This is a genomic window from Dellaglioa sp. CoH-55-MRSF-7, assembly GCF_056782235.1.
Genome location: NZ_JBXAYI010000001.1, coordinates 324,374 through 340,485, shown reverse-complemented (window position 1 = coordinate 340,485; position 16,112 = coordinate 324,374). Strand labels below are relative to the sequence as shown.

General features: G+C 34.4%; 16 protein-coding genes and 1 tRNA gene. 1 reads left to right on the top strand and 16 read right to left on the bottom strand.

The genetic code is table 11. The features are described 5' to 3' along the window. Positions 1 to 3: 3 nt before the first annotated feature. Genes AC1RPU_RS01570 through yycF form a run of 3 tightly spaced genes read right to left on the bottom strand, consistent with a single transcriptional unit; the run spans position 4 to position 3,895 of the window. Positions 4 to 1,323, bottom strand: a complete 1,320-nt coding sequence (locus tag AC1RPU_RS01570; RefSeq protein WP_481761093.1) for a YycH family regulatory protein — start codon at positions 1,321 to 1,323, stop codon at positions 4 to 6. Further along, entirely contained in the window at positions 1,310 to 3,163 is a 1,854-nt protein-coding gene (gene walK / locus AC1RPU_RS01565; RefSeq protein WP_481761148.1) for a cell wall metabolism sensor histidine kinase WalK, read from the bottom strand. The genes AC1RPU_RS01570 and walK overlap by 14 nt, the downstream gene beginning before the upstream one ends. Positions 3,164 to 3,184: 21 nt before the next feature. Then, positions 3,185 to 3,895 (bottom strand): response regulator YycF, encoded by a 711-nt coding sequence (gene yycF / locus AC1RPU_RS01560; RefSeq protein WP_409021860.1) that lies wholly within the window; start codon positions 3,893 to 3,895, stop codon positions 3,185 to 3,187. Positions 3,896 to 4,091: 196 nt separating this feature from the next. Here yycF and AC1RPU_RS01555 point away from each other — a divergent pair. After that, positions 4,092 to 4,164 (top strand) — tRNA-Lys (locus AC1RPU_RS01555). A gap of 165 nt (positions 4,165 to 4,329) precedes the next feature. On the opposite strand, the gene AC1RPU_RS01550 is transcribed toward AC1RPU_RS01555, so the two are convergent. The 13 genes from AC1RPU_RS01550 to gyrA form a co-directional block, all read right to left on the bottom strand. Then, positions 4,330 to 4,848, bottom strand: coding sequence for an Asp23/Gls24 family envelope stress response protein (locus AC1RPU_RS01550; RefSeq protein WP_481761092.1), 519 nt, complete (start codon positions 4,846 to 4,848; stop codon positions 4,330 to 4,332). A gap of 30 nt (positions 4,849 to 4,878) precedes the next feature. Further along, positions 4,879 to 5,079: a DUF2273 domain-containing protein gene (locus tag AC1RPU_RS01545; protein ID WP_409021858.1), complete on the bottom strand. Its 201-nt coding sequence runs from the start codon at positions 5,077 to 5,079 to the stop codon at positions 4,879 to 4,881. Between the two features lie 16 nt (positions 5,080 to 5,095). After that, positions 5,096 to 5,650, bottom strand: a complete 555-nt coding sequence (gene amaP, locus AC1RPU_RS01540) for an alkaline shock response membrane anchor protein AmaP (RefSeq protein ID WP_481761091.1) — start codon at positions 5,648 to 5,650, stop codon at positions 5,096 to 5,098. A 25-nt stretch (positions 5,651 to 5,675) separates the two neighbouring features. Continuing rightward, a complete protein-coding gene (locus AC1RPU_RS01535) occupies positions 5,676 to 5,921 on the bottom strand; it encodes a GlsB/YeaQ/YmgE family stress response membrane protein (RefSeq protein ID WP_409021856.1) in 246 nt (81 codons plus the stop codon). 386 nt (positions 5,922 to 6,307) lie between these two features. Continuing rightward, positions 6,308 to 6,517 (bottom strand): CsbD family protein, encoded by a 210-nt coding sequence (locus AC1RPU_RS01530; protein WP_409022828.1) that lies wholly within the window; start codon positions 6,515 to 6,517, stop codon positions 6,308 to 6,310. A gap of 214 nt (positions 6,518 to 6,731) precedes the next feature. Next, a complete protein-coding gene (locus AC1RPU_RS01525; RefSeq protein WP_481761090.1) occupies positions 6,732 to 8,018 on the bottom strand; it encodes an adenylosuccinate synthase in 1,287 nt (428 codons plus the stop codon). Between the two features lie 182 nt (positions 8,019 to 8,200). Further along, positions 8,201 to 9,592, bottom strand: coding sequence for a replicative DNA helicase (dnaB, locus tag AC1RPU_RS01520; RefSeq protein ID WP_481761089.1), 1,392 nt, complete (start codon positions 9,590 to 9,592; stop codon positions 8,201 to 8,203). Positions 9,593 to 9,675: 83 nt separating this feature from the next. Then, on the bottom strand, positions 9,676 to 10,131 hold the full coding sequence (gene rplI / locus AC1RPU_RS01515) for a 50S ribosomal protein L9 (protein WP_481761088.1): 456 nt from the start codon (positions 10,129 to 10,131) through the stop codon (positions 9,676 to 9,678). A 6-nt stretch (positions 10,132 to 10,137) separates the two neighbouring features. Continuing rightward, positions 10,138 to 12,150 carry a DHH family phosphoesterase gene (locus AC1RPU_RS01510; protein WP_481761087.1) on the bottom strand — a complete coding sequence of 671 codons (2,013 nt, stop codon included), beginning with the start codon at positions 12,148 to 12,150 and terminating at the stop codon, positions 10,138 to 10,140. 124 nt (positions 12,151 to 12,274) lie between these two features. Next, the gene (gene rpsR / locus AC1RPU_RS01505; RefSeq protein ID WP_057974148.1) at positions 12,275 to 12,529 is read right to left on the bottom strand and encodes a 30S ribosomal protein S18; all 255 of its coding nucleotides are present in this window, start codon (positions 12,527 to 12,529) and stop codon (positions 12,275 to 12,277) included. A gap of 18 nt (positions 12,530 to 12,547) precedes the next feature. After that, entirely contained in the window at positions 12,548 to 13,075 is a 528-nt protein-coding gene (ssb, locus tag AC1RPU_RS01500; RefSeq protein ID WP_409021851.1) for a single-stranded DNA-binding protein, read from the bottom strand. 37 nt (positions 13,076 to 13,112) lie between these two features. Further along, positions 13,113 to 13,406: a 30S ribosomal protein S6 gene (gene rpsF, locus AC1RPU_RS01495; RefSeq protein WP_409021850.1), complete on the bottom strand. Its 294-nt coding sequence runs from the start codon at positions 13,404 to 13,406 to the stop codon at positions 13,113 to 13,115. A gap of 197 nt (positions 13,407 to 13,603) precedes the next feature. Further along, the gene (gene gyrA / locus AC1RPU_RS01490; protein WP_481761147.1) at positions 13,604 to 16,054 is read right to left on the bottom strand and encodes a DNA gyrase subunit A; all 2,451 of its coding nucleotides are present in this window, start codon (positions 16,052 to 16,054) and stop codon (positions 13,604 to 13,606) included. Between the last annotated feature and the right edge of the window lie 58 nt (positions 16,055 to 16,112).

Sequence of the window (16,112 nt, the reverse complement as noted above, 5' to 3'; positions counted from 1 at the left end):
TCCCTAATCTGTTTGTAGTAATTCAGTATAACTTTTCCATTTATCTTGATATCGGATATACCAAGTGGGTTCTAGGTTGACTACCAAATCTGAATCAGAACTTGATACCCAACGATAACCTAATTGAATATCTGAAATATCCGCATCTTTATACCCTGCCGTAACCAAGCTACTTAACACTTCTTCTGTACTTGGTAACGTAACATCTGCTTTTCCAGATGGAACAGCAATTTGTAACGTCAATAATGAAAAATCAATTTTATTTCCACCATTATCTAGTCGCTCAACTTCAATCACACCGTGTTTGGTTTGATTAAAAATCGGAAATCCTTCAATATAACTTCTGAATGTTGTTGTCATAGACTTACCATTAAATTGGTAGAAGTGAATATTATCTAATCCGATACCTGTATTTTTAATACTCGTATAACTTTCAGTTAAAGCATTACCACGACTCGTTTTTTGTTTCGCATCTGAATTTTCATCATCTTCATATGAAACCAAATTTGTCGTATTTTGAACCGTTAATTGTCGATCAGAACCATCATAGTAAGTTATTGTCTTTTTACTTTCTTTAACGTTGACCGATGAACCATCTTTTTGTCCTAATAGATTAGCAACATACTTACTAGCCGTTTGCTTATCCACTAAATACCTAAAACGAGCTATATTAAAATCTTGATTATAATACATAAAAATATCATTATTATGCAGTTTAAATGTAACTGATAATTTCGATAACGTTTCATTTTGTACAACATCATCAATTGTTTTACCTTTATTATAGGCATCATTTAACGAAATCTCATAAATTTTTTTATCCTTGTCACTCAACAGATAAATACTTTTCTTATTATCACGCGGAATAAGAACACGGTTAATAAGTCGTGTTTTATAATTTTGATTTTGCTGATTAAATACTTGATTAAATAACCCAACCGTAATTTCATCTGAGTAACTAAGAACCAATTGATTTTTTGCATTTAAAAACGTTAAATAATCATTTTTATTTTTAATCGGAACTTCTGATATAGACGTTTCTTTCCAAGTACGTATCTTTTTTTGAATATTTGAAATGATATTAATTTTTTCACTATATAAAACATTTTGTTGCTGATTATCATTATAAATAACAGACGTTGGTGCATATACTTCGCTCAATTTAGTACTCTTTGTTAACTCTGTCTGCGTTGAATTTGTAGCTTTCGTCGATTCACTTTTACCATTCCATGTCGGATTTGTCCAAATGACCCATGATAAACCGATACTTGTCATAATTAATAAAAATAATAGTGTTGGTAAAATAAATCTATTCAATTTCATCCCACAGGTCCTCCTCATATGATTCATAAGGCAATGAAATATAGAATGTTGAACCCTTGCCTTCCGAGCTATCTAACCAAATTTTACCTTTATGCATTTCGACAACCTCTTTTGAGATAGCTAGGCCTAATCCAGTTCCACCTTGAGCTCTCGATCTAGCTTTATCCACACGGAAAAAGCGATCAAAAATATGCGCTAAATCTTTTTTAGGTACACCAAGGCCCTCATCAGAGATACTCAAAATAACGTGCTTATGTGTCTCCAATAAACGACAAGTTATTTCTCCACCATCAGGTGAATATTTAATGGCATTATTCATAATATTATCAATGACTTGCACAATTTTATCAGTATCTAATTCAACCCATAAATCACGTTTAGTAAAATCACGTTTAATCGAATACTTTTTGCCTGACCCATCGTCAGCATTAATCATCATATCGAATCTATCCAGAACATAACTATACAGTTCATTCAAGTTAACTAATTCAAGTTCTAACTTAGATGTTCCTGAATCCATTCGTGACAAATTTAGTAAGTCATTAATCATACGCATCATACGTTCTGTTTCATTCTGTGTAACTTTCAAGAAACCTGGTGCAACTTCTGGATCTTTCCATGCACCATCGTTTAATGCCTCAATATAACTCTTCATACTCGTCAAAGGCGTTCTTAATTCATGAGAAACATTAGAAACAAAGCTTTCACGTTCACGTTCTATCTTTTGTTGTTCTGTGACATCATGAAGTACACAGACAAGACCACTAATAAAGCCAGATTCTCTTTGTATTAATGAAAAATAAGCATTCAAAATTTGTTCATGTTCTACATCAGATAAATCAATCATAATTTCATCTTGATTTTCTAACAAATCACGTAAAGTATACTGACTACGTAAATCAAGAATATCCAAAATTGATACTCCTATTGAGTCATTTTCATTTTGATCTAATAAGGTAGAGGCCGCTTCATTCATAATGATAATATTTCCGCGACGATCCGTCGCAATTACACCATCTGTCATGTGCGATAGAACACTATCTAAACGACGACGTTCAGCTTCAGATGATTCTTGTGCCTCTTCAACACGAACAGATAAGTTATTAACCGCATCTGCTAATTGTCCTAGTTCATCATTAGAATAGACACGAACTTTTCCGGAGTAATCTCCGCGAGAAATTCGAATCGTTTGCTTTTTCATCTCATCAATCGGACGAGTTATTGCCCGGGAAATAACTATCGTTATCAAAAGGACTAAAACAGCTGCAAAAAATGACGCGGTCACGAAAATAACCGTGATATCGTTAATATTTGAGTATAAGCTTTCCAGATTGGCCTTAACGTATGTAACCCCAACTGTCGTTGTTACATTTCCTGCTGTACTAACTAGTGGCACAATTGAAACATAGTAGCGCTTATCGCTAGATTCATCATAAATCTTCTTTTCAAATGTTTTAGGTGTATATAACACTTGCTTAATTGTTGCATCTGTCGTTTTTTGTCCCACAACAGTTTGATTATTAAAATCACTACTCCCGCGAATTGTGCCCTTACTATCAATCACTCGAATTTCTGTGATACTTGAATTACTAACATCTTCCAATATTTTTTTGATATCTCTATCACCAGCAGCTGTATCTGTTTTTGCTAAATCCTTCGTAATCGAATTAGTAACATATATAGGTAACTGGACTTGTTGCTTAAAGGTATCTAAGTTTTGCTGTTCTAATTGCCTAACAAAATAAGCCCCGACAATTTCCAACGTTATTAAAATTAATAACGCAAAAATGAGGGCTATTTTAAATTGAATAGATTTAAAAAAACGAATTTTTTGATTCATTTTCATCGTTATTCCCCTACTCTATTCTAAATCTGGATTTTTCATATAGTATCCAACACCACGACGTGTTACCAACCACTCTGGATGGCTTGGATTATCTTCAACTTTTTCTCTTAAACGACGCATTGTAACATCAACCGTTCTGACATCACCGAAGTAATCATAACCCCATACCGTCTGTAGTAAATGTTCTCTAGTCATAACTTGTCCTAGATGTTGTGCTAAATAATGTAATAATTCAAATTCACGATGTGTTAATTCAATTTTTTCATCATATTTTGAAACCATATATGCTTCAGGATGAATGGTTAATTGTCCAACTTGTATTTCACTATTTTGTGGTTGTTCTTCTGTTTGAACACTCTCAATTGTTTTTTGTCTTCTTAAATTAGCTTTAACTCTGGCCACTAGTTCACGGTTAGAGAAAGGTTTTGTTACATAATCATCTGCACCTAATTCTAGACCTAAGACCTTATCGATTTCTCCATCTTTAGCTGTAACCATAATGATTGGCATATCGTAAGTTTTTCTAACTTGACGAGCAACTTCTAAACCATCCACTTTTGGTAACATTAAATCTAATAAAATTAAATCCGGTTCAACTTCTTTAACTTTTTCTAAGGCTTCTTCACCATCGTAAGCTGTATAAACGTCGTATCCTTCTTTAGTTAAATTAAATTTAACGATATCAGAAATTGGTTTTTCATCGTCGACAACTAATATTTTTTTCATATGTGGATCCTCCTTATAGGAAGCTGTAAAATTAAATCTAGATACAACTTCTTAACCCTCCATTATTATAGCCTATTCAATCATCATTGCCAAACACAGTGATTAAATTTACCCAAATCCTTTTTCGAAAAGTTATTGTCTTTTATTAGTATATATGATAATATATTTAACGTTGATGAATTATTATTAATGGTTTGGGTGGTTAGCTCAGTTGGTAGAGCAACGGACTCTTAATCCGTGGGTCTAGGGTTCGAGCCCCTAACCACCCATGGGTGCCAAACCCAACATATCGCAAGATATGTTGAAGCATCTAGCTGCGGCTAGGTGCTTTTTTTGTGTTCTCATTTACTTATTGATGTTTCACGTGAAACAAAAAAAGAGAAACCCTATCGGATTTCTCTTAACTAGATTTAAATCTTATTATTTGTTCAACGCTATTTAACCCGGTCATCATCTTTATTTACTACCTGAGAGGTCGTTTTTTTAACGGCATCTACCCCATCTGTTGTTTTTTCTTTAATAGTACTACCTGCATCAGATACACGATCTTGTAAACTTGTTTGTGAATCATCAAATTCTTTTGGTGTTTGAATGTCTACTACTTCAACATTCAACTCAATTAAAGCTAAATCTGTTGTTTCCTTTACTTGTTTATTAATAACTTCCGTTAACTGTTTATAAATATCATGTGCATTGTGCCCATATGCCATAATAATATTTAAATCAACCGCAACTTGTTCCTTGCCAACCTCAACGCCGATGCCATCTGTTGGATTATCACTATTTACAAGTTTATTTTTAATATTTGCGACAAATCCACCATCCACACCCAAGAGACCAGATACATTTTCAATTGCATAACCGACTATTTTTTGAATAACCTTGTCATCAAATGTCAATGTCCCCTTTGGTTCAGTCTTTGTTCCCTGCGTATTTGTTTTTTCTGTAGTCATAATTAAGACTCCTTTCGATTTTTAAAATAATCAATTTTTCCGCGTGAAAATTTTTGAAATAAATGACAGATCAATATCATATTCTTTAAATAGATAACCAATCCATCCTGCTAACAGTGTCACAATCATAATGATAATCGTCTTCCAAAATCCTACAGTTACAAGTAACGAGGATATGATAAATCCTAGAGCACTACCAACTCCAATATTAATTGACATTTTATCTTTCATTTATGCACACTCCCTCTTAAACTACCCGTGTAACTTTACGTTTTGAATTTGATTTTTTACTTACCTTAATATCTACTTTGATAGGAATATGACTAGATCCAGCTAATAGATCATTGAGATTCTCAGTTAATTCACTCGTAATACGAGGTAATTGTCCAACTGTAGACTGTTGGTAAACTGAATCTGCAACAATATGGATCTTTCGCTGACGTCGTGTATTCTTCAACGTAACTTTAATATTAGATAAGTCTTCACTAGACAACTTTGTCTTGATAAATTGGCTAATACCCTGGTTACTTAAAGCAAGTCTTCCTTCTTTAGTTTGCTTCAAAGGAATATCTGGTAGTTGCGCAGGCCACAAAAGTATTAACAAAAATATGAAGACTGTTAATAGCAATAACACAATCCCATAATAGAAGATAAAATCGTTACTCTGAAAATTTGTACTAACGTTAAAATGTTCAAGCATTTTAGTTATTTTCTCAATTATTTCTGGCCAAATCAGCAAGCTAAGCCCAATCAAGTATCCGAGGCTGACTATACTCAGAATAATTTTTTTACTCTTCTTCATAAACATACCTCTCTCTTGACTTGATTTACTTCCTTGCTTTTATACCAAATATAGCTGAAACAATTAAAACTAAAATTATCGCACCAATGATAGAAGGGATAATTGCCATTCCTGCCAAGCTAGGTCCCCAATGACCAAGGACACTTTGACCAAGAGCTGACCCAACTAGTCCAGCGATGATGTTACTTATCCATCCCATCGACTCACCGCGATTAGTAATCGCCCCTGCAACAGCACCAATAATAGCACCTACAATTAATGACCAAATCATAATATGTTCCTCCTTTGTTTATATTAAATAGTTATTTATTATATTAACTATTCGTTATATGTAATATACCATTATTTGAAATCGCTTGCAAATGAAACGATTTTATTACGCTCAATCTATGAAACTTAATGAATCTCTTTCCCAGGTACTTAAACTTATATACACCAAAAAATAAAGATAAATAACTATCTTTGTTTTCCTCGTTGCTTAATTAATCACATAAAGTTAAACAAAATAAGATCTATGAATATCTGAGTGAATAAGATGAACTGATAGGTACTATACTCACAAGATAAGCCTATTATTTATCTAACTTCGGCTAATAAAAAGAAATAAAAAAAACTCGCACTGCTTATTGTAAGCAGTGCGAGAACCCAATGAAATTACTATTTCTTTTTACGTTTGTCCATAACTTCATCTATTTTTTCTGCAACATCATCTTTGACATCTTCTAATTTATCTTTCGCTTTACCAAGGAAACCTTCCGCTTTACCTTTAACTTCTTCTTGCTTGTCTCCTGTCAATTTACCTTTAGTTTCTGTTACTTTACCCTTAATTTGATCTTTCTTTGCATCTAATCTATCTTCATTTGTCATCATGTTTCCTCCTCATAATATATTTGTCTACATACCGATAGTAACATCCAAAGAAAGCGTATGCAACATATTCGACTTATCAAATATATAAGTTATATAAATTTTTAAGCTCTAATTAATTAAGGTTATTTATCTACTTAGTTATTGATTAAATAAAAAAAAATCAAAGTATTAACTTTGACTTTTCTCACATTACTATCAACCTATTACTTATTTATGCCCAAACATCATCTAAAACATTTGTTTGATCACGATCGGGTCCAACTGAGAATGTTGAAATTTTAACATCAACGATTTCTTCAATACGTCTAATATAATTTCTAGCATTTTCAGGTAATTCTGCAAGAGTTTTCATTTGAGTAATATCTTCAGTCCAACCAGGTAATGTTTCATATACTGGTTTACATTGAGATAATTCTTTAAAACTAGCTGGATAACGATGAATAATTTCACCATTTAATTCGTATGCTGTACAAATTTTAACTTCTTTTAATCCAGTTAAAACATCAATACTGTTTAAACATAAGTTAGTCAATCCTGAAACACGTTTGGAATGATTCATAACAACACTATCAAACCAGCCAATACGACGTGGACGTTTTGTTGTTACACCATATTCATGTCCAACTTCACGGATAGTATCACCGATTTCATCTAATAGTTCAGTTGGAAAAGGACCATCCCCTACACGTGATGTATAGGCTTTGCAGACACCAACAACTGTATTTATTTGAGCAGGTCCAACACCAACACCGACTGTTGCGCCACCTGCAATTGGATTTGAAGAAGTTACAAATGGGTACGTTCCATGATCAATATCTAACATAACACCTTGTGCACCTTCAAATAAGACTTTCTTACCAGAATCTAGTGCATCATTAATAATAACTGACGTGTCCATTACGTATCGTTTCAAACGTTGGCCATAGGCAAAATATTCTTCAAAAATATCATCAAATTCAAGTGGTTCATGATCATATAATTTTGTAAATTCACGATTTTTTTGTTCTAAATTATTTTTTAATTTTGCTGAGAAAGTTTCTTTTTCCATTAAATCAGCAATTCTAATACCAATTCTAGCAGCTTTATCCATATAAGCTGGTCCAATACCTTTATTAGTCGTCCCAATCTTATCTTCTTTTTTAGCAGCTTCTTGTAAGCCATCAAGTAGAATATGGTATGGCAAAATAACATGAGCGCGGTCAGAAATACGTAAATTATCTCCTTTAACGCCGAGTTTTTGTAGATAATCAAGTTCTTCACATAAAGCTTTAGGATTCACAACAACCCCATTACCAATGATACTTAATTTATCTTGAAAGAAAATACCTGATGGAATCAAATGTAATTTGTAAGTGTTGCCTTCAAATACAATTGTGTGTCCGGCGTTATCGCCACCTTGATACCGTGCAATAACATCGGCATTTTGACTTAAGAAATCTGTAATTTTACCTTTTCCTTCATCGCCCCATTGGCTACCTACTACAACTACTGATGACATATTTTCATCCACCTCATAATTTATATTTTAAATTCATAAATACAATCCTAGAATATTATAGCAATAAAGCAGTTCAAATACAACTAAAATACGAACGTTTGTATTTTATATAAACATTTATCAACTATATAACGAACGTTTCTCTTTTTATTCAAAAAAAATATCCCACTAAGGAATATTTTCTAGCCTTCTGGTCTATAGGCAAGTGACGAGAATTTATTATATGATTTAACAAATAATAATTTAACTGTACCTCGTTCGCCACCACGGTTTTTTTCAATAATAACTTCAACTTCACCAACATTTTGGTCATCTTCATCCCTTGGATCAGGTAGATTCCCGTCTTCATCTTCATCAGTATCGCGTTCATAATAATCATCTCGATACAAAAATGCAACAATATCTGCATCTTGTTCAATAGAACCAGATTCACGAATATCTGATAACACTGGTCGTTTATCTTGGCGTTGTTCAACACCACGGGATAATTGAGACAATGCAATAACTGGAACACTTAATTCTTTCGCTAATTTCTTCATTTGACGAGAAATTTCTGAGACTTCTTGTTGTCGACTTTCGCGTCCTGAACCTTCAATCAACTGTAAATAATCAACAACGATTAACCCTAGTCCACCTTTTTCCTTCGCTAATCGACGGCATTTTGCCCGAATTTCAGCCATCTTTGACCCAGCAGTGTCATCAATAAAGATATTAGCCTTTGATAATGAATTCATTGCCACAATCAAATTTGACCATTCTGATTCGTCTAATTGTCCCGTTCGTAAGTGATTCGCATTAATACTACCTTCAGCACATAACATACGACTAACTAATGATTCTGCTGACATTTCTAAACTAAAAATAGCGACAGTTTCATCAGTTTTAGTTGCTACGTTTTGAGCAATATTCAACGCAAAAGCTGTTTTACCAACAGCCGGACGAGCAGCTAAAATGATTAACTCATCTGGATGTAACCCGGCAGTCATTTTATCCAACTCTGGATAACCTGTCGACAATCCAGTAATTGTATCGCCTTCTTTAGCTAACTTTTCAATATTTGTAAATGTACTTTTTAATACATCAGCGATAGCTTGAAAACCACTACTATTTCTTTTTTCAGATACGCTCATAATTTCACGTTCAGCATTATCTAAAAGCGTTGCAACATCATCATCTTGTGATAAACCCTTAGTTGCAATAGATGTCGCTGTCGCAATTAAGCGTCGAATCATTGATTTTTCTTCAACAATTTTAGCATAATACTGAACGTTCGCAGCCGTTGGTACAGAGCCAGCTAATTCAACAATATAGCTAACACCGCCAATATCATCCATTTGATTTTTAGAAGTTAAATTATCTTGAATCGTAACAATATCAATAGCTTCATCTTTATCATTCAGATCCACCATAGCCGCAAATATCAATTGATGGCGACGTTGATAGAAGTCTTCGGGCTCCAAGTATTCCATTGCCTCAACAAGAGCATCACTCTTTAAAAAGACAGCGCCCAAAACGGCTTGTTCCGCTTCAATATTCTGTGGTGGCGTTTGGTCTGTTAATAGTTCATTATTCATTTTATCGTGTTCTCCTTACTTCTAAAATCAAGAAAAAAGCTGGACAAAATCAAATTTTGCCAGCTTTTCAAATAAATACTACTTTAGTTATTAGCCGAAACATGAACACGAATCATTGCTGTTACATCAACATGTAACTTAACAGGTACATTCGTGAATCCTAAGGCACGAATTGGTTCTGGTAGTTCAACTTTACGTTTGTCGATTTTAATTCCGTATTGTTTTTCCATAGCTTGTACAATTTGCTTGCTAGGAATTGAGCCAAATAAACGGCCATCTTCGCCCGCTTTAGCTGTTAATTCAACAACTGTCTTATCATCTTCTAAAACGATTTTTTCATCTTTAGCTTCTTTTAAAATTTCTTCAGCTTTTTTTTCTTCAGCTTTTTGTTGTCCCTTTAAAGAACTCATTGCTGAATTTGTAGCTAATTTTGCTTTACCATTTTTAATTAAAAAATTTTGAGCATAGCCGCTTGGTACTTCTTTAATTTCTCCACGTTTACCTTTTCCGCGAACATCTTCTAAAAATATAACTTTCATAATCAACTACTCCTTAATTTCATCTTTTTTTGTCGTTAAAATATTAACTAATTGTTCTGCAGCTTCACTTACACTCACACCAGTTAACTGAGTCGCAGCATTTGATAAGTGACCGCCGCCGCCCATTTGTTCCATAACAACTTGAACATTAGTCGTCCCTGTACTTCTAGCAGAGATACTAACACGATTTTCTGATCGTTTTGTGACAACAAATGACGCTGATACACTTGAAATAGATAATAATGAATCTGCTGCCTGTGCTGCTGTAACTGGGTCATAAATCGTATCATCTTCACCCACACATAATGCTAAATCAGTATTAATGAACTCTACTTTATCAATTAAATGATTACGCTTCAAGTAACTATCAACATTTTCTTTCATAAAGTTTTGAACCATTGTTGAATCAGCCCCAACGGACCTTAAATAACTGGCTGCATCAAATGTTCGTGTACCCGTCCTTAATGAAAACGACTTCGTATCAATAATAATTCCCGTTAACATCGCAGTTGCTTCAATTTTATTAATTGGTTCACTATCTTTTGATTGATATTCAAACATTTCAGTAATCAGTTCACAGGTTGATGATGCATAAGGTTCAATATAAACTAACATTGGATTTTCAGGGAATTCTTCTCCACGACGATGATGATCAATAACCATCAGACGATTTTTAAGTTTTTCATACAATTCAGGACTACCAGAAATAGAGGGTTTAGAATGATCAACCATCACCAGTAAACTCTGTTCTGTTGCTTTTTCTACTGCTTCTTCAGGTGTAATAATATTATATTTGATATCAGGATATTGATCTAACTCTTCCATCAATCGTTGTACATCTGAATGAATAGCGGTTTGATCTAAAACAATCCAACATTTCATATTATTCATCAAAGCGATTCGTCTAATGCCCAAACAAGCTCCTACAGAGTCCATATCTGGGCTCTGATGTCCCATAACGAAGACTTGGTCCATTGGTTTCATTATTTCTTGTAACGCTTGAGAAATCATTCTAGCACGAACCCGAGTCCGTTTTTCCATCGGATTAGTTTTACCACCATAAAATCTTGCTTGCTCTTCAGGTGATTTAACGACAACTTGATCCCCACCTCGACCTAAAGCAAGATCTAAATTGCTTTGAGCTAATTTTGCAAGTGAATTCAAATCGCCATCGCCATAGGCAATTCCCATGCTCAATGTGAGCGGAAAGTTTTGTTTGGATGTCCGATCGCGAATTCGATCTAAAATTTTAAATTTTTCTTCTTCAATTTGTTGTAAAGAATGGGCATGAACTAAAATAAAAAATCGATCTGAATCCGTTCTTTTTAAATACATCCCATAACGACGCGCCCAATTAGATAACTCATTTGTGACAAAGTTACTTAAATTAGAAACATTCTTATCTGACATAGATTGCGTTACTTCATCATAATTATCTAAGAACACTTGACCGATAACAACGCGCTCTGCTTCAAATTCTTTTTCAATTGATGAATAACGCGTAATATCCATCAGGTAAGCAACATGAATATCATTTTGTATGATCATTTCAAAATCTTTTTCATGCCATGTTACTTTCACCAAGCCTTTAGTCTCAGCGTTATCTGTAATAATCGTCGATAACGATTCATCGACGCTCTCTATTTTCTTACCTAAAATATCATTTTTTTCAAAATAAGGTTGTAAGTATGGATTAACCCACTCAATCTCATTTTGTTCGTTAAAAATCAAAATACCAATTGGCATTTTGATAAGCGCTTCTTGTTCACTACGTTTAATACGATATGATAATTCCGATATATATTCATTAGTATTTGCCGTAATTTGGGACATAATATACATACTTGCGCTGGTAGCACCCAACGCAATAATTAACAATATAAGTCCTAAAAATAAATTAACTGTAAAAGACAGAACAACACTAAATAAAGACATAATTACGATAAAAATCGCAATCCATCTTAAGCGTTCATTCTTCAAAAAACTGGGAAGTTTCTCGTTTGAAAGGAACTTTTTCATAGTATCTCCTCATCTGTAAATCCTAGATGTTATCTATTTTATCACATTCCCCATTTACCTGCACAAATCTTGCTGATAGTACAAAAAAAGGGAAGACTATTTGCATAGTCTTCCCTAGATATTACTATTCTTCTGAAACGAATGGTAATAAGCCCATAATACGTGAGCGTTTAATTGCAATTGTTAAACTGCGTTGGTTTTTAGCGCTTGTTCCCGTAACACGACGAGGTAAAATCTTACCACGTTCTGAAATGAAACGTTTTAACAAGTCTGTATCTTTATAATCGATATAATCGATGTGGTTAGCTGCGATGAAGTCAACTTTACGTCGACGACGTGCGCCACCGCCACCACCTCTACGTTGTTGTTGTTGTGCCATGTGAGTTTCCTCCTCTAATTAGAATGGTAGGTCGTCATCAGAAATATCAATTTGTTGGCCATTATTTGCAAATGGATCAACTGTTGCTGAATCATTAGATTGCGTTGTGTTTGAATTATTATTCGAACTTGCGCCACCAAATGGGTTAGCATTGTTATTTGATGATGAACTTGATTGAGGAGCGCTGCTTTGATTATTAGCGTTACCTTGTTGTTGGCTTGATTGAGATTTTGATTCAAGCAACGAAAAGTTTTCTACGACAACTTCAGTAACATACACGCGAGTTCCTTGTTGATTATCATATGAACGCGTTTGAATTCGTCCATCGACACCAATTAAAGAACCTTTATGCGTAAAGTTAGCGAAGTTCTCGGCTGCTTTTCGCCAGATAACACAGTTAATAAAATCGGCTTCACGTTCGCCAGAAGCGTTCGTGAATTGTCGATTAACTGCAACTGTAAAAGTTGCAACTGCAGCACCACTAGCTGTGTAGCGTAAATCAGGGTCTCTTGTTAAACGTCCGACAAGTACTGTTCTATTAATCATAATGTATTGCTCCTCTCCGTTATTTTATTAAAATGAATTATTTTTCATCTCTGTTAATGATCATATGACGCAAGATTCCTTCATTAATCTTTGAAAGACGATCAAATTCGTTAATTGCGATATCGTCATCGGCTGTAGCATTAATGATATGGTAGATACCTTCATTATAACCGCTGATTTCGTATGCAAGACGACGTTTTGACCAGTCTTTTGAAGTAACGATTTCTGCACCATTACTTGTTAAAATACCATCGAAACGTTCGATCAAAGCTGCTTTAGCTGCTTCATCAAGATCGGTACGGATGATATAAGTAATTTCATATTTACTCATGACTGTTTACACCTCCTTATGGACTTTAGGTCCTTACCTCGTGGCAAGAACAAGGAAAGTTATCTATTTAATGCCATAGACACTTACGAACTAAAATTATATCACTGCCATTCACTTAAAGCAAGAAAATCCTAATTAACTACACACTTATTAAGTACGCCGTTAATTAGGATTTTATTTTATTTTTTTAATTTAGTTTATTCTAAGTCATTTGTTTCACTTTCAACGTCTGATACAACTGCATCTAAAATAGTAGTTGTTTCTTCAGGAGTAGCTTCAACTTTTGCCATTGTTGCAACTTTAGCATTCTCATCAATTCGAATTAAATGAACTCCTAAAGTAGCACGGCCCGTTTTTGACACGTTCTTCACATTAAAGCGAATCATAACACCTTGATCCGTAATTAACATGATATCTTCATCACCTTGAACGGTTGCTAACCCAGCAATTGGTCCATTCTTTTCAGAAATGTTAGCTGTCTTAATTCCTTTTCCACCACGGCCTTTAATTGCATAAGCCGAAGCGGGTGTTTGCTTACCGTATCCTTTTTCAGAAATGATAAATACGTGACTATCAGCAGCTAATAAATCAGCTCCTACAACGTAATCATCTTCTCTTAACCGAATACCACGAACACCAGAAGCAGAACGACCCATTGAACGAACATCATTTTCAGCAAATGATACTGCGTAACCTCGATGCGTTCCAATAATCATATTCTGCGTGCCATCTGTGATAGCAACGTTAATTAATTCATCTTCATCATGCAATTTAATCGCTTTTAAACCATTATTTCGTATGTTAGAAAATTCTGACACCGGTGTTCTCTTAACTGTTCCGTTAAGCGTCGTAAAGAAAAGATAACGTTCATCATTTTCTTGCTTGCTTACGTTGATAACAGCTTGGATTTTCTCACCAGAATTAACCCCTAAAAGATTAATGACAGGAATTCCTTTAGCTGTGCGTCCATATTCAGGAATTTCATACCCCTTCATACGGTACACTTTACCAGCATTCGTGAAGAATAGTAGGGTATCATGCGTTGATGTCGACACAAGATGTTCAATAAAGTCATCATCATGAACACCCATACCTTGAACGCCACGGCCACCACGGTTTTGTGCTTTGAATTCATCAGTTGCAAGACGTTTTACATAACCGTTATGCGTTAATGTAATCATAACTTCTTCTTCTTCAATCAAATCTTCATCTTCAAGATTCAATACTTCGCCAATTAATAATTCAGTACGACGTTCATCACCAAATTTAGCTTGTAAATCTAACAATTCTTGATAAATAATATCATGAATACGTGAGTCATGAGCCAAAATATCTTCAAAATCAGCGATTGATGCCATTAAATTTTGATATTCTTCTTCAATTTTTTCACGTTCTAAACCAGTTAAACGAACTAATCGCATATCTAAAATAGCTTGAGCTTGTTTATCTGATAAACCATAATTACCCATCAATTGATTTTTAGCAAGTTCACCCGTATTTGAGCTACGGATAATTCTAATAATTTCATCAATATGATCGAGTGCAATTCTTAAACCTTCAAGGATATGTGCGCGAGCACGTGCCTTTTTCAATTCAAATTGCGTACGACGACGGATAACTTTTTCTTGATGTTCAAGGTAATAAACAAGCATTTCCTTTAAACTTAGAACTTTTGGAATACCATTAACGATTGCTAGCATATTAAAACTGAAAGATGTTTGTAATAACGTTAATTTATAAAGGTTATTCAACACAACTGAAGCACTCATATCACGACGAATATCGATCACAATTCGTAATCCTTCACGATCAGACTCATCATTAATATCAGTGATACCTTCAATTTTTTTATCACGAGCTAAATCAGCAATACGTTCAATTAAACGTGCTTTATTAACCATGTAAGGAAGTTCATCAACGATAATACGTTCTTTACCATTCTTTTGTTCTTCAATTTCAACTTTTGAACGAATTGTTATTGTTCCCTTACCTGTTTCGTAAGCTTTACGAATACCAGATTTACCTAGAACAGTAGCCCCAGTTGGAAAATCAGGACCAGGGATAGCCTCCATCAAATCAGCCACAGTTGCATCAGGATTATCCATCAAAATATGTAATCCAGAAATAACTTCTGACAAATTATGTGGCGGAATATTCGTTGTCATACCAACGGCAATACCTGTTGCACCATTAACTAATAAGTTAGGAAAACGCGCAGGTAAAACAACTGGTTCATGTTCACTGCCATCGTAATTATCCATGAAATCAATGGTATCTTTATTGATATCACGCATCATTTCAACAGCTATTTTACTCATTCTAGCTTCAGTATAACGCATAGCAGCAGCGCCATCACCATCGACAGAACCAAAGTTACCATGCCCATCAACTAACATGTAACGGTAACTAAAGTCTTGGGCCATACGAACCATCGCTTCATAAATCGATGAATCACCATGAGGATGGTACTTACCCATAACATCCCCAACAATTCTAGCTGATTTTTTGTATGGTTTATCAGGCGTAATCCCTAATTCACTCATCCCGTATAAAATACGACGATGGACAGGTTTCAACCCATCTCGAACATCAGGAAGTGCACGAGCAACAATAACGCTCATAGCATAATCCAAGAATGATTTTTTCATTTCTCCGGAAAGATTAACATCTTTTATCCGGCTTGTAGCTGGTAATTCTTCTGCCAAA